The following is a 17,508-nucleotide window of genomic DNA, read 5'->3' on the forward strand; positions in this document are numbered from 1 at the left end:
GCCGTCTTTGCGTTAGAAATCCGGCTTTTCATAATGGGGCGGCGGGGTGATGACCTCCATCCGCTCCGACAGCAGGGGGCGGAAGGACGGGCGCGACTTGAAACCCGCATACCAACGCCGGACCGGCTCATGCCCCGCCCAGTCGATGCCGCCCAGATAGTCGGCGACCGACAGATGCGCCGCCGCCGCGATGTCGGCCAGGCTGAGCGTTCCGCCCGCCATCCAGCTGCGATGGTCGAGCAGATAATCCATATAGTCCATATGGACGTTGGCGCGCTTCATCGCCTCGCGCAGGACGCGGGCGTCAGGTGAGGCGCGCTCCACCAGCCGCTTCTTCATCCGTTCGTGCAGCAGCGGGCCGACGACATCGCCGTAGAAATTCTGGTCGAAGAAGGCGGTCAGCCGCCGCACTTCCGCCCGGCCCGCGGCCGTGCCGGAGATGAGCGGGAATTTCTCCACCGTTTCCTCGAAATATTCGCACATCGCCTGGCTGTCGATCAGCGTGATGCCGCGTTCCTGATCGACCATGACCGGCGTGGTGCCGGCCGGGTTCAGATCGAGAAATTCGTCGCGCATCGCCCATGGAGATTCGCGCACCAGATCATAGCCGACCCCCTTCTCGCCGAGGAGAAGCCGGACCTTGCGGGAAAAGGGACAGAGCGGGAATTGATAGAGAAGCCACATAGACGATTCCTGTTAGGCGCGACCCGCCTTTCGGGGAAGCGGCAAATTGCGGAAATGAAAGAGGCCAGCTTCGGCGATATTCTCCCAAAGAACGACATCAAACGGCATGGACCTCGCGCCCGATCGCGCTAAGTTGAGAAGTGAAGAAGCTGCGAAAACAGTTTCGCCATGGAAAGGATGCCTGATGTCTGACGATTTCTTCCCGGTGCCGGACAGCTGGGCCACTGGCTCGCTGATGGATCGTGCGGCGCGGGAAGCCGATTATGCCCGTTCGATTGACGACGCCCATGCCTATTGGCTGGAACGCGCGCAGCGCCTGGACTGGGTGACGCCGCCGACGAAGACCAATGAGAGCAGCTTCGCCGAGGCGGACTTCGGCGTGAAATGGTTTGCCGACGGCGTGCTCAACGTCAGCGCCAACTGCATCGACCGGCATCTGGCCGAACGGGGCGACCAGACCGCGATCATCTGGGAACCCGATTCGCCCGAGGCCGAGCCGCGCCGTTATACTTATGCCCAGGTCCATGCCGAGGTCTGCCGCTTTGCCAATGTGCTGAAGGGTGCGGGCGCGAAAAAGGGCGACCGGATCACCATCTACCTGCCGATGATCCCGGAGGCCGCCTTCGCCCTGCTCGCCTGCGCGCGCATCGGGGCGATCCACAGCGTCGTGTTCGGTGGCTTTTCGCCCGAAGCGCTGGCGGGCCGCATCCAGGATTGCGATTCGAGCCTGGTCGTCACCGCCGACGAGGGGCGACGCGGCGGCAAGGCGGTGCCGCTCAAGACCAATGTCGACGCGGCGCTGCGCGAATGCCCGAGCGTGAAGAAGGTCATCGTGGTCAAGGCCACCGGCGGCGCGGTGACGATGAAGGATGGCCGCGACCTGTGGCTGCACGAGGAAGCAGCCGGGGTCGACGCCGATTGCCCGCCCGAGCCGATGAACGCGGAAGACCCGCTGTTCATCCTCTACACCTCCGGCTCCACCGGAAAGCCCAAGGGCGTGCTGCACACCACCGGCGGCTATCTGCTCTGGGCTGCCCTCACGCATGAACTGTGCTTCGACTATCGGCCCGGCGACATCTACTGGTGCGCGGCGGACATCGGCTGGGTCACGGGCCACAGCTATATCGTCTATGGCCCGCTGGCGAATGGGGCGACGACGCTGATGTATGAAGGCGTGCCCAATTACCCGACGCCGGCCCGCATCTGGGAAGTGGTCGACCGGCACCAGGTGCAGACCATCTTCACCGCTCCCACGGCGCTGCGCGCGCTGATGAAGGAAGGCGACGAATTCGTCCATTCGACCAGCCGCAAGTCGCTGCGCCTGCTCGGCACGGTGGGCGAGCCGATCAACCCGGAAGCCTGGCGCTGGTATCATCATGTCGTGGGCGAGGATCGCTGCCCGATCATCGATACCTGGTGGCAGACCGAAACGGGCGCGGCGATGATCGCACCGACACCGGGCGCGACCGACCTCAAGCCCGGCTCCGCGACCCTGCCGATGCCGGGCGTGGTGCCGCAGATCGTCGATGGCGAGGGCAAGGTGCTGGACGGCGCGACGGAGGGCAATCTGGTCATCGCGCAGAGCTGGCCGGGGCAGATGCGGACAGTCTGGGGCGATCATGAGCGATTTTTCCAGACCTATTTCACCACCTTCCCCGGCAAATATACGACCGGCGACGGCGCGCGGCGCGATGCCGACGGCTATTACTGGATCACCGGGCGGGTTGACGACGTCATCAACGTGTCGGGCCACCGCATGGGCACGGCCGAGGTCGAAAGCGCGCTGGTGCTGCACGAAAGCGTGGCGGAGGCAGCGGTGGTCGGCTTCCCGCACGACATCAAGGGCCAGGGCATCTACGCCTATGTGACGCTGAACAGCGGCGAGGAAGCGAATGACGCGCTGCGCAAGACGCTGGTCCAGTGGGTCCGCAACGAGATCGGCCCGATCGCCACGCCCGACGCGATCCAGTTCGCGCCGGGCCTGCCCAAGACGCGGTCGGGCAAGATCATGCGCCGCATCCTCCGTAAGATTGCGGAAGGCGAAGTGTCGGCGCAGGCGCTAGGAGATACCAGCACGCTGGCCGACCCGTCGGTAGTGGATAATCTGGTCGCCAATCGTCAGGCTTGATCGAGCGCAAAACCGATCGGCGGTGACGGCGATCCGTTCAGATGCAGGTCATGGCCATCGGTTAGCGATGGCCATGACTTTTTCGGGAGGAGCAGCCCTTGGTCCGATACACGTCTGTCGCCCGCGCCCTGCACTGGGCCATCGCCGTCCTGATCCTGCTCAATCTGGGGCTGGGCTTCGCCCATGACGCGCTGCCCAAGGACTGGGCGGTCATGCCGGTTCACAAGTCGATCGGCCTGACCGTGCTGGCGCTGACGCTGGTGCGGATCGGCTGGCGCCTGACCCACCGGACGCCCCCGCTGCCGGCGGCGATGCCCGGATGGGAGAAGGGCGCGGCCCACCTGACCCATGTCGCCTTCTATGCGCTGATGCTGATCCTGCCGCTGTCGGGATGGGTCATGACGTCGGCCGGAACGCGGCCGCTCAACTGGTTCTTCCTGTTCGACGTGCCCAAATTCGCGGTGGCGAAGGGCGATGCGATCGTGGGCGTGTCGAGCGAGGCGCATGAACTGCTGCCCTGGCTGTGGGTGGTGCTGATCGCGCTGCATGTCGGCGCGGCGCTGCGCCACCATTTCGTGCTGAAGGACGATATATTGCGGCGGATGCTGGGATAGGTTTGGGCTTCCACCGCGCGCATATCCGCCTATATGGGCGGCCATGACCGACCTTGCCGATCTCCAGGACGACTATGCCTTTCTCGACGCGGACGACCGCTATCGTCTGCTGATCGACCTGGGGCGGGCGCTGGAGCCGATGCCCGACGCGCTCAAGACCGACGCGACGCTGGTGCGCGGCTGCTCGGCGGCGGTATGGGTCTATCCCACGGTGCTGGCGGATGGCAGGCTGCATTTCCTGGCGGACAGCAATGCCGCGATCACCAAGGGGATCATCGCGCTGGTGCTGCTGACGGTGCAGGATCGCGCCCCGGCGGAGATCGCCGCGACCGACATCGAAGCGGCGCTGGCGCCCTTCGACCTTCGCAACCAGCTGAGTTCCAACCGGACCCAGGGCATCCCCAACATGATCGCGCTGATCCGCGAGACCGCTGCCCGCTACAGCTGAAACCGACTTCACGGCCGGTGCGTTCTTCTCCTTCGACAAGGAGACAGAGACCATGCGTCACATCATCGCCCTGGCCATGATCGGCCTGCTGGGAGCCTGCTCGTCCGGTGAAAAGACGGAAGGGCCGACCCAGCGCGACCAGATCGGCCAGGTCTGGAAATATGAAGGCGGGCCGGGCGCCAAGGCGAAGCTGGCCTATATCGGCAGCGCCAACGCCGTGCAGACCATGACCGCGTCCGACACCTTTTCCGTCCTGCTGGTCCAGCCGATGAGCAATGGCGAGAAGATCGTGACGGTGAAGCTGGTCGGGGCGCCCTTCCGCTGCGACATGTCGGATTGCGCCGTCGACGCGACGGGCGACGACGGCAAGCCGCACCGCTGGAAGGGCCGGCTGACCACAAGCGATGACGGGATCGAGATCCCGCCGTCGCAGAAAGCCTATGAGATGATCGCGGCGTCGCGGGCCGTGACGATCGACCTGGCGACCGGGCCGAAGGACGAGACGACGCCCTTCCGCTTCAATGTCGCAGGGCTGGATCTGCCGAAGTAGCCGGCGCGCGCACCCCGGCGCGATGGCGGCGGGCCAGTTCGCGCTTGAGCGCGGCGGGATGGGGCGCGACCAGGAAGCCGAAGCTGACCGTCCCCGCCTTCGTCTCCACGGCATGGTGCAGGCGGTGGGCCTGGACGATGCGCTTCATGTAGCGCGAGCGGGCGACATAGCGATGCCTGACCCGCTGGTGGACGATGATGTCGTGGAATCCCAGATAGATGGCGCCATAGGCGGCGATCCCCGCGCCGCACGCCGTCGCCCAGTCGCCCCAGCCCCACTGCACCCCGCCCAGCAGCAGCAGGATGGACGGCAGGGCGAAGATCACGAAATAGAGATCATTGGCCTCGAACCACCCGGTCCGGGGGCGATGATGGCTGGCGTGCAGGAACCAGCCTGGTCCGTGCATGACCCAGCGGTGCATGACATAGGCGAAGCCTTCCATCGCAGCGACGGTGACGACGAAGACCAGCAGGAGGGAAATGGGCGACATGGCCCCGATATAGTCACGCGCGGCGGCGAGCGCGACTCCGTTATGTCACGGAGTGTCGGGCGGCCGGTGGACGACCCGCTGCGGATAGGGGATGGTGATGCCATTGTCGCGAAACAGATGCCACACGCGGCCCAGAACGTCGGACTTCACATTGCCCACGCCACCTTCGGGATCGCTGATCCAGACGAGGATGTCATGCTCCACGCGGCTTTCGCCGAAGCCGGTGAGCCAGACATTGGGCTTGGGATTGCGCAGCACGCGCGGGCTGTCCTGCGCCGCCTGGAGCATCAGTTGCTGGGCGAGCGTGAGATCGCTGTCGAAGCTGATGCCGACGGGGATGCGGACGCGGACGTTGCGGTCGGAATAGGACCAGTTCTCCACCTCCTGGGTCATCAGATTCTCGTTGGGAATCAGATGTTCCTTGCCGTCGCGGGTGATGACGGAGACGGCGCGCACGCCGATCTTGTTGACCCAGCCGAAACTGTCGCCGACGACGATGACGTCCCCCGGCTTGATCGACCGGTCCATCAGCAGGATGATGCCGGCGATCAGGTTGCCGAAGGTCTTTTGCAGGCCGAAACCGATGGCGAGGCCGAGCGCGCCGGAAAAGACGGCGAAGGCGGTGAGATCGATCGAGAGCAGGTCGATGCCGATGAAGAAGGCGGCGACCACCACGACGATCGTGGCAAGTTTCTGCGCCAGCAGCTTCTGGGTCGGGTCGAACCCGTCGGTCTTCTGGATCGAGCGGCCGATGACGCGATTGGCGAGGCGCACGGCGGCGAACAGCGCGACGCAGGTGGCGGCGATCGACAACAGGCCGAGCAGGGTGATGCGCCGCTTGCCGAGATTGATGCCCACCCGGTCGAGCATCTCGCCCACCGGCGCGATCCCGCCGCCGCTGCCCGACACGATCAGGATGAAGAGGATGAGCGCGAGCGGCGCGACGGCCCAGCGCGGGATGGCGAGGCCGCGCAGCACATGGGTGGCGAGCAGCGCCACCACCGCGCCCAGCGCGACGCCCATGACCAGATGCCCGAGCGAGCCGGTCGGGAAGAAGACGAGGCCCAGCGCCAGCAGCAGCGCGGCGATGCCATGGAGGGTGATGGCGCGGACATGGCCGGCCAGCGCATCGCCCAGCGGCGGCAGGCTGCGGCGCAGGCGCGGTGCGATCGACCGGGCAAGGCCCCAGGCGGCGGCGTAGAGCAGGAGGGCGAGCGCCAGCGCCAGAAGCGGCTGGACGATGTCGGGATCGCCGGGCAGTCGGCGCAGCAGATCGGCCAGGCCCGGCATCATCGCGTCAGCCCCCGTCGCGCGCCGCGCGGAAGCGGGCAAGGCCGGCATCAAGGTCCGCGATCAGGTCCGCCGGGTCTTCGAGGCCGATATGGAGGCGGACCACCGGGCCTTCCGCCTGCCAGCTTGTGGCGCTGCGGTAGCGGGCCGGATCGACCGGGAGGGCGAGACTTTCAAAGCCGCCCCAGCTGTAGCCGATGCCGAAATGGGCGAGGCCGTCGATGAGGGCGGCGCGCGCCGTTTCGTCCCCGCCCCGCAGGATGAAGCTGAAGAGGCCGGTGGAGCCGCTGAAATCGCGTTGCCACTGGGCATGGCCGGGGCAGTCGGGCAGCGCGGGATGCAGCACGCGGGCGACGTCCGGCTGGTCCTTCAGCCAGCGGGCGATGGCGAGCGCGCTGTCCTGATGCTGTTGCAGCCGGATGCCGAGCGTGCGCAGCCCGCGCGAGGCCAGCCAGGCATCGTCGGGGCTGGTCATCTGGCCGAACAGATAGGCGGTCTGGCGCAGCTTCGCGAACCAGTCGGAGGTGGCGGTGACGCTGCCCATCATCACGTCCGAATGACCGACGATATATTTGGTGCAGGCGAGGATCGAGATGTCCACGCCATGGGCCATGGCCGGGAAATAGAGCGGCGTCGCCCAGGTATTGTCGAGCAGGGTCACGACCCCGTTCGCCCTGGCCCAGGCGGTGATGGCGGGGATGTCCTGCACCTCGAAGGTCAGGCTGCCGGGACTTTCCAGAAAGATCGCCCGGATCGGCCCGGACGCAAGATGGACATCGAACTGGACAGTCGCGGGATCATAATAGATCGTTTCGATACCGTAACTTTTCAGGAGATGGTCGCAGAAATTGCGGGTCGGGTCATAGGCGCTGTCGACCATCAGCAGCCGGTCGCCGGGCTTGAGCACCGCCATCAGCGCGCAGGCGATCGCCGCCACGCCCGAGGGGAAGAGCATCGTCCCCTCCGCCCCCGGCTCCATTTCGGTGAGCGCGTCGGCCAAGCTCCAGGCGGTCGGCGTGCCCTTCCGCCCGTAGAAGAGGCGTTCATGGGTGCTGCGGCCCGCCGCCTGCCGCAAATGGGCGACATCGTCATAGAGGATGGTCGAGGCGCGCCAGACCGGCGGGCTGACGATGCCGCCGGGCTGCCCCGGCATCCCGGTCCATTCGGGCTTGCGGCCGGCCTGGGCGAGTTTGGTGAGGGGCTTGCGCCGATCGTCCGTCATGCGGCGCCCGTGGCCTTGGGCGTGGCGGGGTCGAAGCCCCATTCGGACCAGCTGCCATCATAGAGGCTGACGTCGGTCTTGCCGAGCGATTCGAGGCCGGCGAGGATGATCGCCGCCGTCACCCCGCTGCCGCAGGTGGCGATGATCGGCCGGCCGAAATCGGTGCCCGCTTCCAAGAACAGACGGCGCAGTTCATCGCCCTGCTTCATGACATGGCCAGCGGTGAAGAAGGCGGAGGAGGGAATGTTGCGGCTGCCGGGAATATGGCCGGACGCCATGCCGGGCCGCGGTTCGGCCTCCGCGCCGGTGAAGCGGCCCGCGCCGCGCGCGTCGAGCAACTGGGCCTCCCCGCTGTCGAGATTGGCGAGAATGTCGGCCTTTGTGCGGACCTGCGCGCGATCGAGCCGGGCGATCGCGTTGCCGGGCGCGGGGGCCGGGACGCCGCTTTCGACCGGGCGGCCTTCCGCGATCCATTTGGGCAGGCCGCCGTCGAGGATCGCGGCGCTCATGCCTTGGTCGGCGCCGAGACCATAGACGCGCATCATCCACCAGCCGCGCGCGGCGCTGTGGGTCGGGCTGTTGTCATAGACGATGATGCGGCTGTCGGCATTGACGCCCAGCGCCTGCATATGCCGTGTCATCATGGCGTCGGGCGGCAACATGCCGGGCGTCGGATCGTCGGGATCGCTGAGGCCGGGCAGGTCGAGATAGGCGGCGCCGGGGATATGGGCCGCCGCATATTCGGCGCGCGGGTCGCGCGGGGTGCCGGGCAGGAAGAGGCTGGCGTCCAGGATGACGAGATCGGGCCTGCCGAGTTCGCCCGCAAGCCAGTCGGTGGAAACGAAGATGGTCATGCGGCTCCCTTCAGCGTCCCTCGGTGTCGTCGAAGGCGTCGAGAAAGGCTATAATCCGTTCGGCCCGAGCCTGTCGACCCGAGGGGCGGCGACAGTCAACGGCATTCCTCTTTCTTCTGAAGACAGCAAGGAATTCGACACGCTCAGCCTGGACGGCTCCAAGGCGTCAGGTCGGCGCCAGTTCGGCCGCCGCGCGCGCGGCGGGACGGCGATATTGGCGCGGCCCCTGGTCGAGGCGCAGCGGCGCGAGGCGATCGGCGGGCGGTTCCTGTTCCTGGCCGACGATGAAGGCGCGGGCGGTGCGGCCATGGCCCATCGGCTCGCCCTCCGGCGATTCCCAGCGATAGGCCAGATCGAAGGCGGCGAGCGGGATGAGCAGGCTGCGCTGGCCCATCTCCACCGGCACGATCTGGTCCGGCGACAGGCGCAGTTCGCCGGTCAGCTGGCGCGTCTCGCCCGGCGCGATCGAGACCGCGCTGTGCAGCGGCAAGCCGTCCTGCCCGGAGAAGAAGCCCTGGAGCAGCGCCTGCTGCTGCGCGCCGGCATTGCCGACGACGCCGCGGATCAGGATGTCCTGCGCCGCGCGGTCGCCGCGATTGTGGAGGATGAGGCTGTAGGCGATGGTGAGGCCCATCAGCGAATAGCGCGCCTGGCTGACCGCCATGTCCATGTCGAGCCAGGGGCGTTCGGCGGCGGCAGTGGCCGACGCGGCGAGCGGTTCAGCGACCGGATCTGCGGCGAGCGCTGCGGCTGCGGGGGCCGGGTCGGGCGCCGTGGGAGTCGAGGGCATCGTGGCCGATATGGGCGGGCGCGCGGCCTCCACCGGCGCGGGCGCTGCGATCGGTTCCGGGGCGGACGGCGGGAGGTCCGCGGGCAAGGGCGCCGGCTGGACAAACACCTCTTCCACTTCTTCCACCGGGCGGCGGCGACGCAGCAGCAGGAAGGCCGCGAGCGCGAGGAGCGCGACCAGGCCGCCGATGATCCAGGGCAGGTTGCTCCCCGATTCCGCCGCGACGGGTGCGGGCGCAGCCGGTTCAGGCGCCTCCACCGCATTGGCGGCAGGCGTGGGAAGCGGCTGCGACGGCGCGGCGGGCGGCGCCGCATCGTCCGCCGATCCGGCGGGTCTAGTCGGCTCCGCCTGGGCCGGCGTCGGCTGAACGGGCGCGGGCGCCTCGCGCCGGGGCGGCGGCGCGGCGCTGGGCTGTTCGGGCGCGGGGCGCGCGGGCGTCGGGGTGGGCGTCGGCGCGGACCGTACCGGAACGGGCGGGGCGACGACCGTCGGCGCAACCACGGGCGGCGCGCTGCGCGGCTGATCGCGATAGACGTCCAGTTCCGGCCCCTGGCGGTCGGGATCGGGTGCAGGCGCGGTGCCGGTCGGGGGCAGCTGGAAGCCGGGGGTCGGCTCCGGCGTCTGCTGGGCATGGACGGGCGCGGCCAGCATCAGCGGCGCGGCGAAAAGCAACGGACGAACAAGGATCCCCATGGCGCTGCCAAGGCACAAGCGTCGATGAACCGCAAGTGAATGATGCCGACCGATGACATCAGGCGTGCGATGGCGTAGATGGCGCGGCATGACTGACCTTCCCACACAACCCCCGCATCTGACCCTGCATCTGGGCCAGACCAGCGCGCTGCCCGCCCGGCCGGAAGACGCGGTGCTGGATTATGTGCCCAATCCGCGGCCCGGCAAACCCTATCTGGTGCGCTTCACCGCGCCCGAATTCACCTCGCTCTGCCCGGTGACAGGGCAGCCCGACTTCGCCCATCTGGTGATCGACTATGCGCCCGGCGCGACGATCGTCGAATCGAAGTCATTGAAGCTGTTCCTGGGCGCCTTCCGCAACCATGCCGCCTTCCACGAGGATTGCACCGTGGGCATCGGCGAGCGGCTGTTCGAAGAGATGCAGCCCCTCTGGCTGCGGATCGGCGGCTATTGGTATCCGCGCGGCGGCATCCCGATCGACGTGTTCTGGCAATCGGGCGAGCCGCCCGCGGGCCTGTGGCTGCCGCCGCAGGATGTGCCGGGCTATCGCGGGCGGGGATGACCCCCCGCCGCAGGCGTCGAGACTGACCCTTCCCCCTGAAGAAGCGGAACCCCGGCTCGAGGCCAGGGTGACGGTGGAATTTAGGGGGTCCGGCATCCGCGTCGCCTGTTTGACGAACGGGCAACAGGGTTCGACCAACGACATTGGCGCCGATGCCCATCGCTTGACCGGTGGGGCGAAACGGTTGATCCCGCGTTCATCGCGCGCGAGATAGTGTATCGTAGCGCACCAGACGTGTCGGAGTCCCAAAGCCTATGTCCTTCCAGAAAATCCTGCCGCTGCTGATCGCGGCCGCCCCGCTGGCCCTGGCCACCCCCGCGCTGGCCCAGGGCACCGCGCCCGCCGGCCCCGGCGCCGGCATCACCACCCAGCTGCCGCGCGGCGCGGCGCCCAGCCATTATGCGATCGAAGTGACGCCCGATGCGGCGAACCTGAAATTCACCGGCAAGGCGGCGATGGACGTCACCGTCAGCCAGCAACTGCCCGCGCTGGTGCTGAACGCCGCCGACCTGACCATCTCCTCGGTCATGCTGACCCCGGCGAAGGGCAAGCCGATCAAGGGCAGCGCGAAAGTCGATGCAGAAGCGCAGACCGTGACGATGGACTTCGGCAAGCCGATCGCGCCCGGCGCGTACCGGCTGGACATCGTCTATGCCGGCATCATCAACCAGCAGGCGAACGGCCTGTTCGCGCTCGACTATACCGACAATGCGGGCGCGGCGAAGCGCGCGCTCTTCACCCAGTTCGAGGCGCCCGACGCCCGCCGCTTCGTGCCGAGCTGGGACGAGCCGAGCTACAAGGCCACGTTCGACCTCTCCGCCGTCATCCCCACCGGCGAGCTGGCGGTCGGCAACATGCCGGTCAAGTCCTCGACCGATCTGGGCGGCGGCAAGACGCGCGTGACCTTCGGCACGTCCCCCAAAATGTCCTCCTACCTGCTCTTCTTCGGCCTGGGCGAACTGGAGCGCGCGACCAAGATGTCGGGGGCGACCGAAGTCGGCGTCATCACCGGCAAGGGCAATACGGGCAAGGCCCGGCTGGCACTGGATGCGTCCGCCGCGATCCTGCCCTGGTTCAACGATTATTTCGGCACCCCCTACCCCCTGCCCAAGCTCGACAATGTGGCCGGGCCGGGCCAGAGCCAGTTCTTCAGCGCGATGGAGAATTGGGGCGCGATCTTCACTTTCGAGCGCGCGCTGCTGGTCGACCCGCGCTTCACGTCCGAAGCGACCAAGCGCCGCATCTACGAAACGGTCGCGCATGAAATGGCGCACCAGTGGTTCGGCGACCTCGTCACCATGGCCTGGTGGGATGATCTGTGGCTGAACGAGGGCTTCGCCAGCTGGATGGCGACCAAGGTCAGCGACAAGCTGCAACCGCAATGGGAGATGCTGCTGACCCGCGTCGACGGGCGCGAGGCGGCGATGAGCCTCGATTCGCTCGCTACCACCCACCCCGTGGTGCAGAAGATCACGACCGTCGACCAGGTGAACCAGGCGTTCGACGCCATCACCTACCAGAAGGGCGAGGCCGTCATCACCATGCTGGAAGGCTATGCCGGCGAGGAGACGTGGAAGAACGGCATCCGCAGCTATATGAAGGCGCACGCCTATGGCAACACCGTCACCGACGACCTGTGGAAGGCGGTCGAGGGCGCCGGCGCCAAGGGGCTGGTGTCGATCGCGCATGACTTCACCAGCAAGCCCGGCATCCCGCTGGTCAAGGTGGAGAGCGCCCAGTGCCAGGGCGGCAATATGCTGCTGACGCTGAGCCAGAGCGAGTTCAGCCGCGACAATAAGGACAAGGCGCCGCTGTCGTGGAACGTGCCGGTGATGGCGCAGACCGTGGGCGGCACGGCGCAGCGGCTGATCCTCCAGGGCAAGAGGCAGATGACGCTGCCGGGCTGCGGCGCCTATGTCGTCAATGCCGGGCAGACGGGCTATTATCGCTCGCTCTATCCGCAGGCCGATGTGAAGGCGCTGGCCAGGGACTTCACCAAGCTCGCCAGCATCGACCAGACCGGGCTGCTGGCGGACAATTTCCAGCTGGGCCTCGGCGGATACCAGCCGATCGGACTGGCGCTCGACCTGGTGGACGCGGTGCCGGCATCGGCCAGCCCGGCCGTGCTGGCCGAAGTGCCCGGCTATCTGGGCAGCGCGCATGACATGCTGGAAAGCGACCCGGCAGCGCAGGCGCGGGTCGCGGCCTATGCCTCGGCCAAGCTCGGCCCGGTGCTGTCGTCGATCGGCTATGACGCGAAGGCCGGGGAAGGCCCGCAGGCGCCGGTGCTGCGATCGGCGCTGGTGTCGACGCTGGGCGACATGGGCGACAAGGCGGTGGTGGCCGAAGCCAATCGCCGCTTCGCCGCGCTGGCGACCGATCCCGCCGCGCTCGACGGGCCGCTGCGCAATGTCTGGCTGGCGATCATCGCGAAGAATGCCGACCAGGCGACCTGGGACAGGCTGCGCGCCATGGCGAAGGGCGCGAAGACCGACCTGGAGAAGAGCAGCCTCTATGCGCTGCTGGGCGGAGCGAAGGACGCGAAGCTGGGCGCGCGGGCGCTCGACCTTGCGCTTACCGACGAGCCGGGCAAGACCACCAGCGCCGCGATCATCAGCCAGGTCGGCGCAGAGCATCCGATGCTGGCGGTGGACTATGTGCTGGCGCACCGCGCGCAATATGAGGCGCTGATCGACGTGTCGGCGCGCAGCCAGGCGCTTGCCCGACTGGGCGGCGGATCGGCGGACCCGGCGATGGTGACGAAGCTGGACGCCTATGCCACCCAATATCTGACGCCCGAATCGCGCAAGGTGGTCGACCGGTCGATCGCCGCGATCAAGACGCGGATCGAGACGCGCGGCCGGCTGAAGGCGCCGCTCGCCGCCTGGTTCGCGGCGAAGAAGTAGGCGGAAACGGAACAGGGCGGCTCGCAAGGCCGCCCTTTCTGGCTGGATATTATCGAGCCAGATCAGTTCGTCATCGCGAAAATCATTCCTGCAACGATACGCCGGGGCTGCGCGGATCGGCGGCGCCGACCCAGCGACCGTCCGCCATGCGCTCCGCCGCATTGGCCTTGAGGCCGAGGCGGCTGACGGTCACGCGGTGGCCCAGCTTTTCCAGCGGCGCCTTCATCGCCTCCAGCGAGGTGCCCTGTTCCAGCACCAGCCCGTCGCCGTTGAAGAAGATCAGGCCGTGGGCGATCGCATCCTGCGCCGACAGGCCCCAGTCGAAATGGGCGATCAGCGCCTTGGCCACCTGCATGATGATGGTCTTGCCGCCCGCCGCGCCCACGGTGAAGATGGGAGTGCCCTTGTCATCATAGACGATCGTCGGCGACATGGAGGAGAGCGGCCGCTTGCCCGGTTCCACCCGGTTGGCGACGGGCTTGCCGTCCTTTTCCGGGGTCAGGCTGAAATCGGTCAGCTCATTGTTGAGGATGACGCCGTTCGCCACCAGCTGGCTGCCGAAGAAGCTTTCGATGGTGGAGGTCCAGGCGGCGATGTCGCCGTCATGATCCACGGCGACGAAATGGCTGGTGCCGCTTTCGGGCTGGGGCAGCGAGGTGGTGCGCGGCTGCGCGCCGGGCGGCGTGCCGGGTGTGTAGGCGGTCAGCGCCTTGTTGAGGCGGATCAGCGAGGATCGCTGCCGGAGATAGGCCGGGTCGATCATGCCGCTGACCGGCACCGGGACGAAATCGGGATCGCCGAGCCAGGTGTCGCGATCGGCATAGGCGAGCTGCATCGCTTCGCCGATCACATGCCAGGAGCGCGGATCGTCCTTGCCCCATTGGGCGAGCGGGAAGCGCTCCACCATGCCGAGAATTTCCAGCACGGTGACGCCGCCCGACGACACCGGCCCCATGCCGCACACCGTATAGACGCGATATTTGCCGCAGACGGGCTTGCGCGGCTTCGCCTGATAGGCGGCGATGTCCGCTTCCGTCATCGGCACCGGATTTTTCGGCGCGTTGGTGACGGCGGCGGCGAGCAGCCTGGCGTTCTCCCCGGTGTAGAAGGCGTCCGGCCCCTCCGCCGCGACCCGCCTGAACAGGGCAGCGAGCGCCGGGTTCTTGAGGATCGTGCCCTTGGGCGCGGGCTTGCCGTCGATCCAGAAATAAGACTGGATGTCGGGGAAGTCGGCCCACACGGCGGCGACCGCGCGCATGGCGGTGTCGAGCCGCTCGCGCACCTCGAAGCCTTCCTCGGCGTAGCGGATCGCGGGCTGGAACAGGTCCGCCCAGGGCAGCTTGCCCCATTTCCGGTGCGCGTCCCAGGCGAGCCGCAGATTGCCCGGCACGCCGACCGAATAGCCGCCCGGCCAGGCCTGGCGGAACGGCATCACCTGGCCGTCGGGACCGATGAAGCGGTCGGGCCGCGCGGCGGCGGGGGCGGTTTCGCGGCCGTCGATCGATTCCAGCAGGCCGGTCGCGCCGTCATGGTGCATCAGGAACCCACCGCCGCCGATGCCGCTATTGTGCGGCTCCACGACGTTGAGCGCCAGCATCATGGCGATCGCCGCGTCCGTCGCGCTGCCGCCCTTGCGCAGGATTTCCTGCCCCGCCTGCGCGGCGCGCGGGTCGGCGGCCGAGACGGTGGCGTTGGTCGATACCGGATCACGCGCGGAAGCGGCGGCGGCAGGGAGCAGGGCAATGAGGGCGAAGGGGGCCAGCAGGCCGTTCAGGCGGGAGGTCATGGCCGGCACCCTATCGCCGCGACGGCGCTTCGCAACCCCATGATAGACCGGGGTTATGGCCGGCAGACCCGATCAGCGCGGGCTTCAGGCGTCGACGCCGACCAGATCGGCGATGCCGCTGACGCCATCGCGCGCCATCAGCGCCTTCAGCTCGGCATTGATGCGCTTCGCGAGATAGGGGCCTTCATAGACCAGCGCGCTGTAGAGCTGAACCAGCGACGCCCCGGCGCGGATGCGGGCATAGGCCTGGCCGCCGGTGGCAATGCCGCCGACGCCGATCAGCGGCAGTCGCGTCCCCAGAAGACGGCGAAAATCCCGGAGCCGTGCGTGCGACAGGTCGGTCAGCGGCGCGCCGGACAGGCCGCCTGCCTCCCCCGCATGGGCCGACCGCAGCGCCGGGCGGGTGATGGTCGTGTTGGACACGATCAGCGCGTCGACCCGATGGTCGACACAGGCGGCGGCGATATCCTCGACATCGGCGGGCTCGAGGTCGGGGGCGACTTTCAGGAAGATCGGCGTGGTGTCGCCGCCGCGCGCCGCCATGACCGCCCCCAGCAGGTCGTCAAGCGCGGCGCGGCCCTGCAAGGCGCGCAGGCCCGGCGTATTGGGGGAGGAGATGTTGACCGTCAGATAGTCGGCCAGCGGCGCCATGCAGGTGACGCCCGTCACATAGTCGGCAATGCCGCGCCCGGCGGCCGTCGCATCCTTGTTCGCGCCGATATTGATGCCGATCACCGGCCCCTCCCCCGCCGGACGGCGATAGCGCGCGATCCGGTCGGCCGCAGCGCCCTGACCTCCATTGTTGAAGCCGAAGCGGTTGATGACGGCGCGGTCCTCCACCAGTCGGAACAGGCGCGGCTGCGGATTGCCCGGCTGGGCCAGCGGCGTCAGCGTGCCCAGCTCGGCGAAACCGAAGCCCAGGCCATGCATCTTGTGCGCGACCCGGCCATCCTTGTCATAGCCCGCCGCCAGTCCGACCGGATTGGGGAAACGGATGCCCGCCACCGTCGTTTCGAGCATCGGATCGGCCCGAAGCGGCGCCGGCGTGGGCATCATGCGCAGCGCGGCGATCGACAGATTATGGGCGCGTTCGGCGTCGAGCGCGAAGAGAAGGGGGCGGATCAGGCGATAGGACATGGGGCGGCGCTATGCCAGCGGCGCGACCGTCCGTCGAGTCACTGTGGCAGAAGCATCACAGCCGTCGGCTTATGACATTTCATGACAGGAAACGTCATGAATGAGACCGTTTCGGACGGAGAAATGTCCGATCCATCCAATAAAATTTCACTGATTCGGGCGTAAACCCAGCTTGCGACCCGAAGGCTCTTAGGCCAATGGCCGATGAGACCTTTTCCTGACCCGGCGGTGATGAACCGCCGGGTCATTTTTTTCGGCAGGGAAAAGAGGCATGAAAAATGCGCTTTTTCAATCCTGTCGCTTGCGTCCCGGCAGAATTGGCGCATAGTCGCGGCCTGGGGTGAAAATATGGGGTTGCACAAGACCAGCAAGCCGGGGAGCAACGTCGCTCTGCCGGACGAAAGGGGACCGCTTTCCTACACGGTCGCAGCCGCGCAGGGGCCGGTGCGGCTTCGTTACTTCGCGCCGCCCGAACATCTGCGCGCCTATTTCGGTTCGCTCTACCTCTTCACCGTCACCGCCGACCATTATGCCGACGCCACCCGCGCCGACGTGCCGCAGCTGCGTTTCATGATCGCGGGCGGCGGGGATTATCATTTCCAGGATGGCGGGGTGATGGCGACGCCGGACGTCTGCCTGCTGGGACCGACCATGGGGGCGACCCGCTTCGTGCTGGAAGGACAGGCGCGGGTGCTGGGCGTCTCGCTGTTGCCCGCCGGGTGGTTGTCGCTGCATGGCGGGGACGCCAGCACCCTGGCCGATCGCCTGTGCGACCTCGCGGCGGAACGCGGCCCCGCCCATGCCGCGCTGCTCGACCGGTTGCGGACCATGGACGATGCCGAGGCGGAAGAGATGGCAACCCTGTGCTGGAAGGAGCTGGGCCGGCTGGTCAAGCCGGTGCGCAAGGCGACCTGGGCGCTGCTGGCGGCGGTCGACGCCTGGCTGATGGACGAAGGATCGCCGCGGATCGAGACATTAGTGGAAACCACGTCCCTGTCGGCGCGCCAGCTCGCCCGGCTGACCAACAAATATTATGGCGCCCCGCCCAAGCTGCTGGCGCGCAAATATCGCGCGCTGCGCTGTTCGGCGCGAATCGCCCTGGACGGCGACAGCTGGCAGCAATTGTGCGAGGAGGCGGGCTTCTATGACCAGTCGCACTTCATCCGCGAGATCAAGCATTTCATCGGCCTGACCCCGCACCAGTTGCAGACCGAGCCGACGGCCGTGGCCCAGCTGACCCTGCTGCGCCGATCCCTGGGCGGCGACGTGGCGGTGCTCAATCGTTTGAGTTGAGCGTCCCCAAGCAGAAATACCTTGATTAACTGCGCCTGGCGGACCACATGCGCCCAATCGG

At 67.6% G+C, this 17,508-nt stretch carries 15 protein-coding genes; 7 read left to right on the forward strand and 8 right to left on the reverse strand.

The annotated features are described in order from the left end of the window. Positions 1-12 precede the first annotated feature (12 nt). On the reverse strand, positions 13-684 hold the full coding sequence (locus tag A7Q26_RS22650; protein WP_066864876.1) for a glutathione S-transferase family protein: 672 nt from the start codon (positions 682-684) through the stop codon (positions 13-15). A 184-nt stretch (positions 685-868) separates the two neighbouring features. Between A7Q26_RS22650 and acs the strand changes: the two genes are divergently transcribed. From acs to A7Q26_RS22670, 4 genes are all read left to right on the forward strand, one after another. After that, positions 869-2,812: an acetate--CoA ligase gene (gene acs, locus A7Q26_RS22655; RefSeq protein ID WP_066864880.1), complete on the forward strand. Its 1,944-nt coding sequence runs from the start codon at positions 869-871 to the stop codon at positions 2,810-2,812. Positions 2,813-2,910: 98 nt separating this feature from the next. Further along, entirely contained in the window at positions 2,911-3,426 is a 516-nt protein-coding gene (locus A7Q26_RS22660; RefSeq protein WP_066864883.1) for a cytochrome b, read from the forward strand. A gap of 43 nt (positions 3,427-3,469) precedes the next feature. Then, positions 3,470-3,874 carry a SufE family protein gene (locus A7Q26_RS22665; protein ID WP_066864886.1) on the forward strand — a complete coding sequence of 135 codons (405 nt, stop codon included), beginning with the start codon at positions 3,470-3,472 and terminating at the stop codon, positions 3,872-3,874. 52 nt (positions 3,875-3,926) lie between these two features. Continuing rightward, positions 3,927-4,424, forward strand: a complete 498-nt coding sequence (locus tag A7Q26_RS22670) for a hypothetical protein (RefSeq protein WP_066864889.1) — start codon at positions 3,927-3,929, stop codon at positions 4,422-4,424. Here the strand turns inward: A7Q26_RS22670 and A7Q26_RS22675 are convergent. From A7Q26_RS22675 to A7Q26_RS22695, 5 genes are all read right to left on the reverse strand, one after another. Beyond that, positions 4,393-4,914, reverse strand: a complete 522-nt coding sequence (locus A7Q26_RS22675) for a sterol desaturase family protein (protein ID WP_066864892.1) — start codon at positions 4,912-4,914, stop codon at positions 4,393-4,395. The genes A7Q26_RS22670 and A7Q26_RS22675 overlap by 32 nt on opposite strands. Positions 4,915-4,959: 45 nt before the next feature. Beyond that, positions 4,960-6,207 (reverse strand): mechanosensitive ion channel family protein, encoded by a 1,248-nt coding sequence (locus A7Q26_RS22680; protein ID WP_066865322.1) that lies wholly within the window; start codon positions 6,205-6,207, stop codon positions 4,960-4,962. A 4-nt stretch (positions 6,208-6,211) separates the two neighbouring features. Then, complete coding sequence (gene metC / locus A7Q26_RS22685; RefSeq protein WP_066864895.1) at positions 6,212-7,426, reverse strand: cystathionine beta-lyase; 1,215 nt, start codon at positions 7,424-7,426, stop codon at positions 6,212-6,214. Further along, complete coding sequence (gene sseA, locus A7Q26_RS22690; RefSeq protein WP_066864898.1) at positions 7,423-8,280, reverse strand: 3-mercaptopyruvate sulfurtransferase; 858 nt, start codon at positions 8,278-8,280, stop codon at positions 7,423-7,425. The genes metC and sseA overlap by 4 nt, the downstream gene beginning before the upstream one ends. A gap of 166 nt (positions 8,281-8,446) precedes the next feature. After that, positions 8,447-9,763 carry a hypothetical protein gene (locus A7Q26_RS22695; RefSeq protein ID WP_066865324.1) on the reverse strand — a complete coding sequence of 439 codons (1,317 nt, stop codon included), beginning with the start codon at positions 9,761-9,763 and terminating at the stop codon, positions 8,447-8,449. Between the two features lie 88 nt (positions 9,764-9,851). Between A7Q26_RS22695 and queF the strand changes: the two genes are divergently transcribed. Next, the gene (gene queF / locus A7Q26_RS22700; protein WP_066864901.1) at positions 9,852-10,325 is read left to right on the forward strand and encodes a preQ(1) synthase; all 474 of its coding nucleotides are present in this window, start codon (positions 9,852-9,854) and stop codon (positions 10,323-10,325) included. Between the two features lie 254 nt (positions 10,326-10,579). Next, complete coding sequence (locus tag A7Q26_RS22705) at positions 10,580-13,231, forward strand: M1 family metallopeptidase (RefSeq protein WP_066864903.1); 2,652 nt, start codon at positions 10,580-10,582, stop codon at positions 13,229-13,231. Between the two features lie 82 nt (positions 13,232-13,313). Here A7Q26_RS22705 and ggt read toward each other — a convergent pair whose 3' ends face one another. Continuing rightward, on the reverse strand, positions 13,314-15,017 hold the full coding sequence (gene ggt / locus A7Q26_RS22710; RefSeq protein WP_066864906.1) for a gamma-glutamyltransferase: 1,704 nt from the start codon (positions 15,015-15,017) through the stop codon (positions 13,314-13,316). Between the two features lie 84 nt (positions 15,018-15,101). Next, on the reverse strand, positions 15,102-16,154 hold the full coding sequence (locus tag A7Q26_RS22715; protein WP_066864909.1) for a quinone-dependent dihydroorotate dehydrogenase: 1,053 nt from the start codon (positions 16,152-16,154) through the stop codon (positions 15,102-15,104). A gap of 348 nt (positions 16,155-16,502) precedes the next feature. Between A7Q26_RS22715 and A7Q26_RS22720 the strand changes: the two genes are divergently transcribed. Next, positions 16,503-17,447, forward strand: a complete 945-nt coding sequence (locus A7Q26_RS22720) for a helix-turn-helix domain-containing protein (RefSeq protein ID WP_066865327.1) — start codon at positions 16,503-16,505, stop codon at positions 17,445-17,447. The last annotated feature ends 61 nt before the right edge of the window (positions 17,448-17,508 follow it).

Origin of the sequence: Sphingobium sp. TCM1, from assembly GCF_001650725.1 — a bacterium.
Taxonomy (GTDB): Bacteria; Pseudomonadota; Alphaproteobacteria; order Sphingomonadales; family Sphingomonadaceae; genus Sphingobium.

Excerpts from the sequence above, each read along its gene's own strand:
- A7Q26_RS22650 (WP_066864876.1), bottom strand. The coding sequence starts at position 684 with ATGTGGCTTCTCTATCAATTCCCGCTCTGTCCCTTTTCCCGCAAGGTC.
- A7Q26_RS22715 (WP_066864909.1), bottom strand. The coding sequence starts at position 16,154 with ATGTCCTATCGCCTGATCCGCCCCCTTCTCTTCGCGCTCGACGCCGAA.
- A7Q26_RS22675 (WP_066864892.1), bottom strand. The coding sequence starts at position 4,914 with ATGTCGCCCATTTCCCTCCTGCTGGTCTTCGTCGTCACCGTCGCTGCG.
- metC (WP_066864895.1), bottom strand. The coding sequence starts at position 7,426 with ATGACGGACGATCGGCGCAAGCCCCTCACCAAACTCGCCCAGGCCGGC.
- acs (WP_066864880.1), top strand. The coding sequence starts at position 869 with ATGTCTGACGATTTCTTCCCGGTGCCGGACAGCTGGGCCACTGGCTCG.
- A7Q26_RS22705 (WP_066864903.1), top strand. The coding sequence starts at position 10,580 with ATGTCCTTCCAGAAAATCCTGCCGCTGCTGATCGCGGCCGCCCCGCTG.
- queF (WP_066864901.1), top strand. The coding sequence starts at position 9,852 with ATGACTGACCTTCCCACACAACCCCCGCATCTGACCCTGCATCTGGGC.
- A7Q26_RS22665 (WP_066864886.1), top strand. The coding sequence starts at position 3,470 with ATGACCGACCTTGCCGATCTCCAGGACGACTATGCCTTTCTCGACGCG.
- A7Q26_RS22670 (WP_066864889.1), top strand. The coding sequence starts at position 3,927 with ATGCGTCACATCATCGCCCTGGCCATGATCGGCCTGCTGGGAGCCTGC.
- A7Q26_RS22680 (WP_066865322.1), bottom strand. The coding sequence starts at position 6,207 with ATGATGCCGGGCCTGGCCGATCTGCTGCGCCGACTGCCCGGCGATCCC.
- A7Q26_RS22695 (WP_066865324.1), bottom strand. The coding sequence starts at position 9,763 with ATGGGGATCCTTGTTCGTCCGTTGCTTTTCGCCGCGCCGCTGATGCTG.
- A7Q26_RS22720 (WP_066865327.1), top strand. The coding sequence starts at position 16,503 with ATGGGGTTGCACAAGACCAGCAAGCCGGGGAGCAACGTCGCTCTGCCG.
- sseA (WP_066864898.1), bottom strand. The coding sequence starts at position 8,280 with ATGACCATCTTCGTTTCCACCGACTGGCTTGCGGGCGAACTCGGCAGG.
- ggt (WP_066864906.1), bottom strand. The coding sequence starts at position 15,017 with ATGACCTCCCGCCTGAACGGCCTGCTGGCCCCCTTCGCCCTCATTGCC.